The organism is Flavobacterium haoranii (assembly GCF_009363055.1).
Classification (GTDB): Bacteria; Bacteroidota; Bacteroidia; order Flavobacteriales; family Flavobacteriaceae; genus Flavobacterium; species Flavobacterium haoranii.
This window is the reverse complement of the sequence record NZ_CP045292.1, coordinates 1,910,556-1,923,491: the sequence shown is the minus strand read 5'-3', so window position 1 is coordinate 1,923,491 and position 12,936 is coordinate 1,910,556. Positions and strand designations below refer to the sequence as shown.

Here is a 12,936-nt window from a genome sequence, read left to right as displayed (position 1 = left end):
AGGAATTAGCCCTGATGGAAGCGGCATCCTTTTTTGTTTAGATACTTCGACAAGCTCAGTATGACAAACAAAAAAGATATAGCGTACAGCAGGATTGGCTTCAAAAAATTACTCCGTAACCTTTAAAATAACAGGTAAAACAAATTGCGACTTCACTTTTATTCCTTGTTTAATTGCAGGTTCAACTTTTGGAAAGTTTGTTAATCTATTTTGTAAAATACTATCAATAACTTTAATATCGTAACTAATAGAATCGGTAGGTTCTTGTGTTTGAAATTGTAATGTAGCATCGGGATTTATAGTAACTTTTACTGCAATCGTATCTAATTCAGGATATAAAATATGGATGGTATCGATGCCAATTCGAGCTTGAATGGTTTCGGTTAAAAATTGGAAAAAACATTCTTTTTGAGTTTCTACATCTAGTATTGTATCGCAAGACGCAACACTTGGATATTGGTCGACTTGTTTCCAATTTACTTTTTGCAATTCTTCTTTTAATAAGGCATTTTCATCGGGAGCCTTTTTGTCGAAATATTGGCAAGAGTTTAAAAGAATGATAACTATTAAAACTATAAATTTTTTCAAAATTCTTTGATTTGCTGTAAAAATACTAAAGTTTTTTATTTAACTCTATTTTTCTTCTAATTGGTTAATTCGGTTTGCGATGAGTTGTTTTCTTTGGTTCGAAATATTTGGAAATTTTTCTAAATAATCTTGATACTCTTTTAAAAGCACCGTTGGAGATTGTCCGTGATAATCTTTTATAGCAATGATTTGATAAGCTGCTTCCGCATGATTGCTGTTAGTATTTAGTGTTTTTTTGTAATAATTCAACGCTTTTTCATATTCTTCAAGTTGCTGATAAAAGAAACCTAAATAAAAATATTCGTTATCGAAAGTATAAGTTCTCAGCTCAATTGATGTGTTGATGTCTTCTTCTGCTTTTTCAATTTCGTATAAAAAACCATAACATTTTCCTCTGTTGAAATAGAAATTAGGGTTTTGGTCGTTATAGTTTTCAATTAAATCGGTATAAATAGTTATGGCCTTTTTATAATCTTTTGTATTGAGATAAACATTGGCTAATTTTTCTAGAATATTATCATCGGCGCCATTTTTAGCAACTACTTTTTCAAAATCTTGAATACAATTTCGATTCTTTTTAAAGCATAATATATTTGTCCGCGAATTTTAAGCAGATCAATATTATTAGGATTGTTTTTTAAAAAAGCGTTGGCAACTTCTAATGAAGCATCAAATTGTTGCATATTGGCCAACTGAAGTGAAAGTTTATAGGCGCTTTTAAAATACTCTGGATTTAGTTGAAGCGATGCATTCCAATTTTCGATTGCTTTTTCGTAGTTTTTTTGTTTTTCGTAAGATAATCCTAAGTAATAGTAATAGGATTCGTTTTTGTCTTTAGTAACGAGTTGTTCTAATATTTTAGTCGATTTTGTATCGTTATTGTGAAGTAAAGCCAATGCATATTGAAAGTTTACTTTTAAATTTAAAGTGTCTTTTATTCTTATTTTTTCATAAGATGCTATTGCTTCGTCATAATTATCAATTGCTTCAAAAGCTTTTGCAATTTTGTATAAATCGGGTTGTTTTTCCTTTTTGTACTCGACAATTGCTTTTTGATATTGTCCAATACTTACCAAACTATCGCCAAGTTTTGAATTTTGAGAGATTGTATTAATACAATTGAAAAAACAAAACAAAGTAAAAATATGTTTCATAGATGTTGTTTTTATTATGTTTTTAACGGTTTATAAATTGAATTAGTATGCAGTTTCATTTTTGTGGATAAATAAATTAGACTTTTTTTACTTATGTGGTAACTTTGTTTAAAGTCAAAATAAATGGAATACTTTCTCTTAATTACAGGATTTTGCTGTATGTTACTTGGTATTGCTGGAAGTTTATTACCCGCTTTACCCGGTCCGCCCATAAGTTGGGTTGGATTGCTGTTGTTGTATTTATGTCCAGGAATGGAAAAAAATTATTGGATTTTAGGAATTACATTAGTGGTTGCAATAGTAATTGCTGTTTTAGATTATGTAATTCCTGCAAAAGGAACCAAACGTTTTGGAGGAAGTAAATATGGTATTTGGGGAACTAATATTGGTTTAATTGTTGGAATATTTGCGCCTATACCATTTGGATTTATAATTGGTCCATTTGTTGGAGCGTTAGTGGGAGAGCTTTTATTTGATAGAAAAGATACAACTCGTGCCACAAAAGCTGCAATTGGTTCTTTCGTTGGATTTTTAGCAGGAACTTTTATGAAATTTGTCGTGTCAATTGTGTTTTTAGGATTGTTCATTTCTATAGTTATGAATAATCATCAAGTTTGGTTTTAATTTAGATTATAGTCAAGTTGCTAAAGAATCTTTTTAGTACTTTTGTTTGCGTATGGAAACAATTTTTAAAGAGCGATTATTTAATTTTCACGATTGGGCAACTATTTTGTTCTTTGTCGCGTTTGTAGTAATTGCAGTTAATAAAAATGTTTTTACTGCTCGTTTTAACGAATTTGTTAGATTAGGAGTTTCCGATAAATACATTAAAATTTATAAAGATAGTAGTAACATGCGAAGTGGTTTTACCATTTCAATGTTTGCTGTTCAGTTAATATCGCTATCTTTTTTTATTTTGTTAATGTTAACCAATTTTGGAAAAACTACTAAAACAGACGGAATAACCTACTTGAGAATTGCTACATTTTTGGGTGTTTTTATATTGTCAAAATACTTGATTGAGAAGATTATTGCGACTACTTTTCATATTGAAGAATTTGCAGATCAATTTAATCTATTAAAAGTTAGTTATAGAACTTATTTAGGCGTTGTATTATTACCAATAAATGTGGTTTTGTTTTACAATTCTTTTAATAATCATTGGATTTATATTGTATTGATTGTCATTTTGTTAGTTTGGAATTTCCTAACGTACTTTTTTACATTAAAAGCACATCAAAATTTAGTTACACGTAAATTATTTTATTTTATTTTATATCTTTGCACACTTGAAATAGCACCCTACTATTTCATGTATTATTGGATTACAAAATAATAAAGTAACTATATGTCAAACTTAAAGGTGAAAACAATATTGGTTTCACAACCAGAGCCAAAAGTAGAGAATTCTCCCTACTATGAATTGCAGAACAAATTAAAAGTAAAAATTGACTTTAGACCTTTTATTCATGTTGAAGGTGTAAGTGCAAAAGAGGTTAGGGCTCAAAAGATTGACTTAAGTAAATTTACGGCAATTATTTTAACTAGTAGAAATGCAGTAGATCACTTTTTCAGAGTTGCTGAAGAAATGCGCTATAAGATTCCTGAAGATTTAAAATATTTTTGCCAGTCAGAAGCCGTAGCTTTTTATTTACAACGTTATGTGGTTTATAGAAAAAGAAAAATTTATGTTGGGCAAAAAGAATTTACTGATTTAGCTCCTTTAATTAAAAAGTATAAAGATGAAAAATTTTTATTACCAAATACAGATCAATTAAATGCCGATGTGCCACAAACTTTAAATAGTTTAAAAGTTGATTGGACACAAGGAATTTTTTATAAAACCGTAATGAGTGATCTTTCAGATTTGAAAGATGTTTATTATGATGTTTTAGCATTTTTTAGCCCAACAGGAATAAAATCTTTATTCAAAAATTTCCCTGATTTTAAACAAAACAATACTAGAATTGCTGTCTTTGGAGTAACAACTCAAAAAGAAGCATTAGATAGTGGTTTAAGAGTAGATATTATGGCGCCAACACCAGAAACACCTTCTATGACTGGAGCATTAGAAAAATATATTGTAGAGGCAAATAAAGCTAAATAATCTTTATATTATATAAAATAAAAAGGTTTCCAATTTGGAAACCTTTTTTATAATAACAAATTAAATTATAATTGCGGACCAGCAGCAACTAAAGATTTTCCTTCTTCGTTGTCAGTATATTGCTCAAAGTTTTTGATAAATTTACCTGCTAAGTCGTTAGCTTTAACTTCCCATTCTTTACTCTCAGTATAAGTGTTTCTAGGGTCTAGAATAGCATTGTTTACTTCTTCTAAATTAGTTGGAACTTCAAAATTAAAAACAGGAATTATAGTAGTTTCAGCTTTTTCAATCGAACCATCTAAAATTCTGTCAATAATTGCTCTTGTATCTTTAATTGAAATTCTTTTTCCAGTTCCATTCCAACCAGTGTTTACCATATAAGCTGTTGCTTTATGTTCTTCCATTTTTTTTACTAACTCTTCGCCATATTTTGTTGGATGAAGTGATAAGAAAGCCTTACCAAAACAAGCTGAGAAGGTAGGCTCTGGCTGCGTTACTCCTCTTTCAGTTCCAGCTAATTTGGCAGTAAACCCAGATAAGAAGTAATATTTAGTTTGTTCAGGTGTTAATTTTGAAACAGGAGGCATTACTCCAAATGCATCTGCTGTTAAGAAAATAACTTTACTTGCATGCCCCGCTTTAGAAACTGGTCTTACAATGTTATCAATATGGTAAATTGGATAAGAAACACGAGTGTTTTGAGTTACAGAACCATCTTTGAAATCTATTTTTCCATCTACATCTAAAGTTACATTTTCTAGTAAAGCGTCTCTTTTGATTGCTCCAAAAATATCTGGTTCGTTTTCTTTACTTAAATCGATAGTTTTTGCATAACAACCACCTTCAAAATTGAAAACACCATCATTGTCCCATCCGTGTTCATCGTCACCTATTAACTCTCTCTTAGGATCAGTTGATAGAGTAGTTTTTCCTGTTCCTGATAAACCGAAGAAAACGGCTACATCTCCATCTTTTCCTTTGTTTGCAGAGCAATGCATAGATGCAATTCCTTGTAACGGTAAGTAATAGTTCATCATTGAGAACAATCCTTTTTTCATTTCACCACCGTACCATGTACCGCCAATTAATTGCATTTTTTCAGTTAAGTTGAAAGCTACATAAACTTCTGAATTTAAACCATATTTAGCATAATCTTTAAATGAAGTTTTAGAAGCATTCATCACAATAAAATCAGGCTCACCAAAGTTTTCTAATTCTTCTTCAGTAGGACGAATAAACATGTTTTTAACAAAATGTGCCTGCCAAGCAACTTCCATTATAAAACGTACTTTTAAACGTGTGTTTTCGTTAGCACCGCAAAATGCATCAACTACATATAGTTTTTTTCCTGATAATTGTTTTACTGAAGCTTCTTTTAAAGCATTCCAAGTTTCCGTAGAAATGGGTTTGTTGTCATTAGCAGCTTTCTCAGAAGTCCACCAAATGGTTTCTTTAGTAACATCATCTTTAACGATGTATTTGTCTTTAGGAGATCTTCCTGTGAATTCTCCTGTCATTACATTTACAGCACCAAGCTCAGATAATTGACCTTTTTCGTAACCTTGTAAATTAGAGTTTAACTCTGCATCATACAATTCGTCATAAGTAGGATTATAGATAATCTCACTTACATTTGTAATCCCGTATTTTTCTAACGAAATCGTTTTCGTATTTTGAGTGTAGTTCTCCATTTAATTTATTTGTTATGTTGTTTTTTAATTAAAGTGCAAAAGTATAAATAATATTTTAGATAGTATTCTTAATTGTTGTTTTTTAGCAATAAAGCATATAGTAAATAAGCCCACGAACCAATTAATAATAAGCCTCCTAAAGGTGTTACTGGACCTATAAAACGCAATTTTAAGCCACTTATTGCACTTGTACTTAAAAGATATATTGATCCAGAAAATAAGATAACTCCTACTAATGCTAAGTAAAAAACGACTGCTTTTTCTTTTAAAGCAATCATGTTAGTTGTCGCAATAAATAATAAGAATAAAGCATGGTACATTTGGTATCTCACACCTGTTTCAAATGAAGTTAATTGCTCGGGTTGTAATACTTTTTTTAAAGCATGCGCACCAAAGGCTCCAAGGATTATTGAAATCATTCCTAAAATTAATGCAGTGATAATTATCTTTTTTTCCATGTCTTAAATTCTTGTAGCAAATATAGGGCTTTTAGAAATGTTAAATTATGATAATAATCACTTATTTCTTTCTTCAAAAATAACATTTGATTATCTTCGTGTGATTTTTAATCTGCCGTAATGAGAAATATTTTAGTCATAGGAGCCGGTCGTTCCGCATCTTCATTAATACAATACTTGTTAACTAAATCTGAACAAGAAAATTTAAATATAACAATTGGTGATTTATCTTTAGAATTAGCACAAAAGAAAGTAAAAAATCACACTAATGCACGAGCAATTGCTTTCGATATTTTTAACGATATACAAAGACAAGAAGAAATACAAAGAGCCGATATTGTCGTTTCAATGTTGCCCGCTCACATGCATATCGATGTCGCCAAAGATTGTTTGAAGTTTGGAAAGCACATGGTAACTGCTTCTTATATAAGTCCAGAGATGCAGGAACTTAATGATGCAGCAAAGGCTAAAGGCTTAATTTTTATGAATGAAATTGGGCTGGATCCAGGAATCGATCACATGAGTGCCATGAAGGTTTTAGACGAAATTAGAGCAAAAGGTGGACATGTAATTTTATTCGAGTCATTTTGCGGAGGTTTAGTTGCACCTGAAAGCGATACTAATCTTTGGAACTATAAATTTACTTGGAATCCTAGAAATGTTGTTTTAGCAGGTCAAGGTGGAGCTGCAAAATTTATTCAAGAAGGAACTTACAAATATATTCCATATAACAAATTATTTAGAAGAACAGAATTTTTAAGTGTTGAAGGTTATGGTAGATTTGAAGCCTATGCTAACAGAGATTCTTTAAAATATAGAAGTGTTTATGGTTTAGATGATGCTTTAACAGTTTATAGAGGAACAATAAGAAGAGTTGGGTATTCTCGTGCTTGGGACATTTTGGTGCAATTAGGAATGACAGATGATTCTTATACGATAGAAAATTCTGAGAATATGACCTATAGAGAATTTACGAATTCATTTTTACCTTATCATCCAACAGATACTGTTGAAATTAAGTTACGTCATGCGCAAAAGATAGATCAAGATGATATTATTTGGGATAAGCTTTTAGAGTTAGATTTATTTAATGGCGAAAAGAAAGTGGAACTTAAAAATGCTACTCCTGCTCAAATTTTAGAGAAGATTTTATCAGAAAAATGGAGTTTACAACCCGATGATAAAGATATGATTGTTATGTACCATAAGTTTGGTTACGAATTGCACGGAGAAAAACATCAAATTGATGCGACTATGGTTTGTATCGGTGATGATCAAACTTATACAGCTATGGCAAAAACTGTAGGCTTACCTGTAGCTATTGCAACTTTAAAAATTCTAAATGGTGAAATTAAAACACCAGGCGTACAATTACCAATCACCAAAGAAGTTTATTTGCCTATATTAAAAGAATTGGAAGAATATGGGGTAATATTTAAAGAAATAGATGTGCCTTATTTAGGATATAACCCACTTAATGTAAGTAGTTAGAAAAATATTGAATTATTTTAAAATCCCAAATTTTATTAAAATTCGGGATTTTTTGTTTTAAATTTATATCAAACATGTAATTTTGATAACAATATTTAAGCTATGAAAATAAATCAACTACAGATAGAAATTGATGATTTGATATTAAGAGGAGAATGTCCAGTGGACATTCGGTAATTAATTGCATTTTTAAATTTTACAGACTTATGAAAATAAATCAGCTACAAATAGAAATTGATGGTATCGACAAAGAAATTCTTCGCGATTTAATGGAAGACGCTCGTAAACCGATTTTACAAATTGCGAATAAAATAGGAATTTCAGGCGCTGCAATTCATCAGCGATTGCGTAAATTAGAACAAGCAGGAGTTATCTCGGGTTCAAAGTTTGTAGTAGACACAAAAGTTTTGGGCTATAGTACAATGGCTTTTGTGGGTATTTATTTAGACAAAGCATCAAGCAACCCAGCTACAGTTAGAGAATTGAAGAAAATTCCGGAAGTTTTAGAATGTCATTACACCACTGGAAACTGGAGTATTTTAATTAAAATTATTTGTAGAGATAATGAACATTTAATGCAATTATTGAATCATAATATTCAAAGTATAGATGGTGTTTCTAGAACTGAAACTTTTATTTCATTAGAACAACAAATCGAAAGGCAAATTCAATTGTAAACTAAATTTTGCATTCGGAATAAAAAAAACAAAACCCCAAATTCATTTAGAATTTGGGGTTTTAATATTTTAAGAAACATATTAATCTCTTCTTCCAAAAACTTGTAATGCCCAATATAAAAGTGATGCAATAGCTCCAATTGCAGCTACTAAATATGTTCTAGCAGCCCATTTTAAAGCATCTTCTGCGCCAGCATATTCTTGTTGCGACAACATGTTTTTATTTTTTAACCAAGCTAATGCACGATTACTAGCGTCATATTCTACTGGTAATGTTATTAAAGAAAACACTGTAGCAATAGACATCATTATTAAACCAATTACTGCAATAATATATCCAAATGAAAGTCCTTTAGCGGCAATCCCTAAAATTAATCCACCCATTACCAACCATTGTGAAAGAGTTGAAGAAATTTGAACCATAGGAACCATTTTTGAACGCATAGTTAACCAATTGTAAGCTGTTGCGTGTTGAACAGCATGACCGCATTCGTGAGCTGCTACAGCTGCCGCTGCAGCGTTTCTTTGATTATAAACCGCTTCTGATAAATTAACTGTTTTATCTGTAGGATTGTAATGATCTGTTAAACGGCCTGGTGTTGAAATTACTTTTACATCATAAATTTCATTATCGTGTAGCATTTTTTGTGCAATTTCAGCACCACTCATGCCATTTCTTAGATGAACTTTAGAATAAAATTCAAATTTAGACTGAAGTCGATTACTTACCAACCAACTTACTAAGGCAATTCCACCAATTAAAATATAATATCCAAACATTTTTTTTAAATTTATTGTTTAAAGGTAATCAAATTTTGAACCAAAGATTCTTTACAAAATGTTAATGTCATTTTGACATTTTTACGAAATTTATAATTACACTTATTATACGTAAATTTTCGAAAAAGTTACAGTTCTAAATAAAAAAAAGCCTCCTTTTTACGAGAGGCTCTTAATTCAAATGAATTTATTACGAGGCATTTTTAAGTTCTTGTAATTTTTTTGACTCATTAAAAAGTTGTCTTTTCAAGTTCATTTCTCTTTCAATACACGCTCTTCGATAACATTCATATTCGTCTTCTAAATCTTTTAAAATTGTTTTCGAACTTTGGGTAATTTCATTGGCTCTTTTGAATTTTAAAAATAAAACTGCTCCTAAACTTGCTGAAGCCAATAACAATGTCCATAAAATTATATTATAAACGGTTTTATTCATTGAAATTCCTAAAAAGGTAAGTGCATTCTTCTGATTTGTTAAATCTGTGTTTAAATCTTTTAACTCAGCTAATTCATTTTCTAATGAAGAAATGCGATTATTCTTTTCTTGAATTTGTAACTTATTTTGATTTGTAAAATTTTGTACCGAGGAGATAAAACTATTTAAATCGCTTTGGAAACTTGAAATTCCCGATCTATCGATAACTTTAAAATTTTTATAGTTAGAGGATTGGTCTAACAATGAAACAAAGCTTGACATTAACTTTTGATGGTTTTTTGTTGAAGTTACGTTCATTTCTTGTGACTGAGAGGTTAAAATATTTGCAATAACCAATAGCCACAATAAAGCTAATTTTTTAAAGGTGCTCTCCATAGTTAATTGATTTGGGGTTAATTAAACTAGTAGATTTTTTCTATAGTACAGCCAAAATTTATTTTGGTTTTTAAATATAGAAAAAAATAAAATATAAAACCTAATATTAAGTAATTAAAAATCAATATTTTAACATTTGATACAGATTTTATGTAACAAAAAGTGATTTTATAAAAAAATCCTATCAATTTTGATAGGATTTTCGTAAAGATTTGTTTTTAGATATTTTGTTTCTGGAAGAAATTATCCCACCAAATTAATAATCTTCCCCGGAACGATGATTACTTTATTAGGTGTTCTTCCTTGTAATTGATTTTGTGTTCTTTCATCAGCCATTACAATTTCTTCAATTTGAGCTGCCGTTAAATCTAAAGGTAATTTAATTGTAAAACGCATCTTTCCGTTGAATGAAACTGGATATTCTTTCTCCGATTCCACTAAATATTTTTCTTCAAATTTTGGAAAAGCAACGGTTGCAATTGAACCTTCATGACCTAAAGTACTCCATAATTCTTCAGCAATGTGAGGCGCATAAGGCGAAACTAAAACCGCTAACGGCTCTAAAATAGCTCTGTGATTGCATTTTAATTGCGATAATTCGTTTACACAAATCATAAACTGTGAAACCGAAGTATTAAACGAGAAATTCTCGATATCTTCTGTTACTTTTTTAATGGTTTTGTGTAACGATTTGTACATGTCAGCCGTTGGTTCGTCTTCTTTTACAACAGATCCATTATCATCAAAATACAAACGCCATAACTTTTTCAAGAAACCAGAAACCCCAGTAATACCAGCAGTATTCCAAGGTTTTGCTTGTTCTAATGGTCCTAAGAACATTTCATATAAACGTAAGGTATCGGCACCGTATTCTTCACAAATATCATCTGGGTTTACTACATTGTATTTCGATTTCGACATTTTTTCAACCTCACGACCTACAATGTATTTTCCATCTTCTAACACAAATTCAGCGTTTTTATAATCTGAATATAAAGGATGTGCTTTGAATTTTTCAATATCTAATTCGTTGGTGATGTCATTAATACACGATAAATCAACGTGAATTGGATGAACATTTTTATCTTTAATTAATCCTTTAGAATATAATGTTTTTGAATCTTCACTTCTGTAAACAAAAGCACTCATTCCCAAAATCATTCCTTGATTGATTAATTTTTTGAATGGCTCTTCTGTTGGTGCGAAACCTCTGTCTTTTAAGAATTTGTTCCAAAAACGAGAATACAATAAATGTCCAGTTGCGTGCTCACTTCCTCCAATATATAAATCTACATTTTCCCAATATTTTAATGCGTCTTCGCTTGCAAAATCATTTTCATTTTTTGCATCCATATAACGCATCCAATACCAAGACGAACCTGCCCAACCTGGCATGGTGTTTAATTCTAATGGGAAAACTTTTGTGTTATCAATTAAATCATTGCTAACTACTGCATTTTTCTCCGTATCCCAAGCCCAAACCGTTGCATTTCCTAATGGCGGTTGACCGTCTTCTGTTGGTAAGTATTTTTCAACTTCTGGTAAAACAATTGGAAAGTGTTTTTTGTCAATCATTTGTGGCAAACCATTTACGTAGTAAACCGGGAAAGGTTCACCCCAATATCTTTGGCGAGAGAAAACCGCATCGCGTAAACGGTAATTTACTTTTGCTTTTCCTGCTCCTATTTTTTCTAACTCTTCGATAACTTTTTTAGTTCCGTTTTTGTAATCCAATCCGTTTAAGAAATCAGACTCTACTAGTTCGAAACCACCTTTTTCACCAAAAGCTGCTTCAGAAATATCTTGATTGAAAATATTTTTTATCGCAGGCATTCCGTTTGTTCCTTTGAAGAAATTTGCGAAAGCATAATCACGCTCATCACCACAAGGAACCGCCATAACAGCACCCGTTCCGTAACCCGCTAAAACATAATCGCCAATCCAAATTGGAATAGGTTCTTTTGTAAATGGATGTTCTGCATACGCTCCTGTAAACACACCTGAAATGGTTTTTACATCAGCCATACGCTCTCTTTCTGAACGCTTTGCAGTAGCTTCAATATACGCTTCAACTGCTGCTTTTTGTTCTGGAGTTGTAATTTGGGCAACCAATTCGTGCTCTGGAGCTAACGTCATAAACGTAACACCAAAAATTGTATCAGGACGCGTTGTGAAAACATCAATAACCGCATCGTGATTTTTTACTTTGAAAGTAACCGCAGCACCAACCGATTTCCCAATCCAGTTACGTTGCGATTCTTTAATTGATTCACTCCAATCAATCGTTTCTAAACCTTGTAACAAACGTTCTGCATAAGCTGAAATTCGCATTGACCATTGCGTCATTTTTTTACGAATAACAGGATGTCCACCACGTTCTGAAACACCGTTTACGATTTCGTCATTTGCTAAAACAGTTCCTAAAGCCGGACACCAGTTTACTTCTGTTTCAGCTAGATACGTTAATCTATATTGTAATAAGATTTTTTGTTGTTGTTCAGAAGAAGATGCATTCCATTCAGCTGCTGTAAATGGCGCAATGTTATCATCGCAAACTGCATTTACATTTGCGTTTCCTTCCGCATGGAACTTTTCTACTAACGTAGCGATATCTTCCGCTTGGTTGGTATCGTTGTTGTACCACGAATTGAACAATTGGATAAAAATCCATTGTGTCCATTTGTAATAATCAGGATTTGAAGTACGCACTTCACGACTCCAATCGAATGAAAAACCAATTTTATCTAATTGCTCACGGTAACGCGCAATATTTTCTTTTGTTGTTTTTTCTGGATGTTGTCCTGTTTGAATTGCATATTGTTCTGCTGGTAATCCAAAAGAATCATAACCTTGTGGATGTAAAACATTGAATCCTTGATGTCTTTTATAACGCGCTACAATATCAGAAGCAATGTAGCCTAGTGGATGCCCAACATGTAAACCTGCTCCTGATGGATAAGGAAACATATCTAACACATAATACTTCGGTAATTCGCTATTGTTTTCAGCTTTAAACGTTTGGTTTTCTGCCCAATATTGTTGCCATTTGGCTTCGATTTTTTCGTGATGGTATTTCATTCGTTTGTTTGTTGCTTCTAGTTTGTAGTTTATTGTTGATAATAAACCATAAACAAATAACTATTAACTTAAAAATTAAGTCACAAATTTACGTTTATTGT

The 12,936-nt window shown here is 31.3% G+C and carries 13 protein-coding genes and 1 pseudogene; 5 read left to right on the top strand and 9 right to left on the bottom strand.

What is annotated here, in order from left to right; genetic code table 11:
• Positions 1-108: 108 nt before the first annotated feature.
• From GCU34_RS09205 to GCU34_RS09190, 4 genes and pseudogenes are all read right to left on the bottom strand, one after another.
• On the bottom strand, positions 109-588 hold the full coding sequence (locus tag GCU34_RS09205; protein ID WP_072783051.1) for a hypothetical protein: 480 nt from the start codon (positions 586-588) through the stop codon (positions 109-111).
• Positions 589-633: 45 nt separating this feature from the next.
• Positions 634-837, bottom strand: coding sequence for a hypothetical protein (locus GCU34_RS14105; protein ID WP_152378430.1), 204 nt, complete (start codon positions 835-837; stop codon positions 634-636).
• A 189-nt stretch (positions 838-1,026) separates the two neighbouring features.
• A pseudogene (locus GCU34_RS14430) lies at positions 1,027-1,101 on the bottom strand (hypothetical protein); the annotation flags it as partial.
• A 26-nt stretch (positions 1,102-1,127) separates the two neighbouring features.
• The gene (locus GCU34_RS09190; RefSeq protein WP_152378429.1) at positions 1,128-1,742 is read right to left on the bottom strand and encodes a tetratricopeptide repeat protein; all 615 of its coding nucleotides are present in this window, start codon (positions 1,740-1,742) and stop codon (positions 1,128-1,130) included.
• A gap of 123 nt (positions 1,743-1,865) precedes the next feature.
• Between GCU34_RS09190 and GCU34_RS09185 the strand changes: the two genes are divergently transcribed.
• The 3 genes from GCU34_RS09185 to GCU34_RS09175 are packed head-to-tail and all read left to right on the top strand — an operon-like array spanning position 1,866 to position 3,849.
• On the top strand, positions 1,866-2,366 hold the full coding sequence (locus tag GCU34_RS09185; protein WP_072783055.1) for a DUF456 domain-containing protein: 501 nt from the start codon (positions 1,866-1,868) through the stop codon (positions 2,364-2,366).
• Positions 2,367-2,418: 52 nt separating this feature from the next.
• Positions 2,419-3,078, top strand: a complete 660-nt coding sequence (locus GCU34_RS09180; RefSeq protein ID WP_072783057.1) for a DUF4271 domain-containing protein — start codon at positions 2,419-2,421, stop codon at positions 3,076-3,078.
• Positions 3,079-3,090: 12 nt separating this feature from the next.
• A complete protein-coding gene (locus tag GCU34_RS09175; protein WP_072783059.1) occupies positions 3,091-3,849 on the top strand; it encodes a uroporphyrinogen-III synthase in 759 nt (252 codons plus the stop codon).
• A 65-nt stretch (positions 3,850-3,914) separates the two neighbouring features.
• Here the strand turns inward: GCU34_RS09175 and pckA are convergent, their stop codons facing one another.
• Both pckA and GCU34_RS09165 read right to left on the bottom strand, forming a co-directional pair.
• Positions 3,915-5,540: a phosphoenolpyruvate carboxykinase (ATP) gene (gene pckA, locus GCU34_RS09170; protein WP_072783061.1), complete on the bottom strand. Its 1,626-nt coding sequence runs from the start codon at positions 5,538-5,540 to the stop codon at positions 3,915-3,917.
• 68 nt (positions 5,541-5,608) lie between these two features.
• Complete coding sequence (locus GCU34_RS09165) at positions 5,609-5,998, bottom strand: DUF423 domain-containing protein (protein ID WP_072783063.1); 390 nt, start codon at positions 5,996-5,998, stop codon at positions 5,609-5,611.
• A gap of 120 nt (positions 5,999-6,118) precedes the next feature.
• Between GCU34_RS09165 and GCU34_RS09160 the strand changes: the two genes are divergently transcribed.
• Entirely contained in the window at positions 6,119-7,489 is a 1,371-nt protein-coding gene (locus GCU34_RS09160; RefSeq protein WP_072783065.1) for a saccharopine dehydrogenase family protein, read from the top strand.
• Positions 7,490-7,695: 206 nt separating this feature from the next.
• Positions 7,696-8,166, top strand: coding sequence for an Lrp/AsnC family transcriptional regulator (locus tag GCU34_RS09155; RefSeq protein ID WP_072783067.1), 471 nt, complete (start codon positions 7,696-7,698; stop codon positions 8,164-8,166).
• A gap of 81 nt (positions 8,167-8,247) precedes the next feature.
• Here GCU34_RS09155 and GCU34_RS09150 read toward each other — a convergent pair whose 3' ends face one another.
• From GCU34_RS09150 to leuS, 3 genes are all read right to left on the bottom strand, one after another.
• A complete protein-coding gene (locus GCU34_RS09150) occupies positions 8,248-8,946 on the bottom strand; it encodes a zinc metallopeptidase (protein WP_072783069.1) in 699 nt (232 codons plus the stop codon).
• Positions 8,947-9,136: 190 nt separating this feature from the next.
• Entirely contained in the window at positions 9,137-9,757 is a 621-nt protein-coding gene (locus GCU34_RS09145) for a hypothetical protein (protein WP_072783071.1), read from the bottom strand.
• Between the two features lie 243 nt (positions 9,758-10,000).
• Entirely contained in the window at positions 10,001-12,835 is a 2,835-nt protein-coding gene (gene leuS / locus GCU34_RS09140; protein WP_072783073.1) for a leucine--tRNA ligase, read from the bottom strand.
• Between the last annotated feature and the right edge of the window lie 101 nt (positions 12,836-12,936).

Coding starts and splice junctions, on each gene's coding strand:
- GCU34_RS09190 (WP_152378429.1), bottom strand. CDS start 1,742: ATGAAACATATTTTTACTTTGTTTTGTTTTTTCAATTGTATTAATACA.
- GCU34_RS09185 (WP_072783055.1), top strand. CDS start 1,866: ATGGAATACTTTCTCTTAATTACAGGATTTTGCTGTATGTTACTTGGT.
- GCU34_RS09180 (WP_072783057.1), top strand. CDS start 2,419: ATGGAAACAATTTTTAAAGAGCGATTATTTAATTTTCACGATTGGGCA.
- GCU34_RS09175 (WP_072783059.1), top strand. CDS start 3,091: ATGTCAAACTTAAAGGTGAAAACAATATTGGTTTCACAACCAGAGCCA.
- pckA (WP_072783061.1), bottom strand. CDS start 5,540: ATGGAGAACTACACTCAAAATACGAAAACGATTTCGTTAGAAAAATAC.
- GCU34_RS09165 (WP_072783063.1), bottom strand. CDS start 5,998: ATGGAAAAAAAGATAATTATCACTGCATTAATTTTAGGAATGATTTCA.
- GCU34_RS09160 (WP_072783065.1), top strand. CDS start 6,119: ATGAGAAATATTTTAGTCATAGGAGCCGGTCGTTCCGCATCTTCATTA.
- GCU34_RS09155 (WP_072783067.1), top strand. CDS start 7,696: ATGAAAATAAATCAGCTACAAATAGAAATTGATGGTATCGACAAAGAA.
- GCU34_RS09150 (WP_072783069.1), bottom strand. CDS start 8,946: ATGTTTGGATATTATATTTTAATTGGTGGAATTGCCTTAGTAAGTTGG.
- GCU34_RS09145 (WP_072783071.1), bottom strand. CDS start 9,757: ATGGAGAGCACCTTTAAAAAATTAGCTTTATTGTGGCTATTGGTTATT.
- leuS (WP_072783073.1), bottom strand. CDS start 12,835: ATGAAATACCATCACGAAAAAATCGAAGCCAAATGGCAACAATATTGG.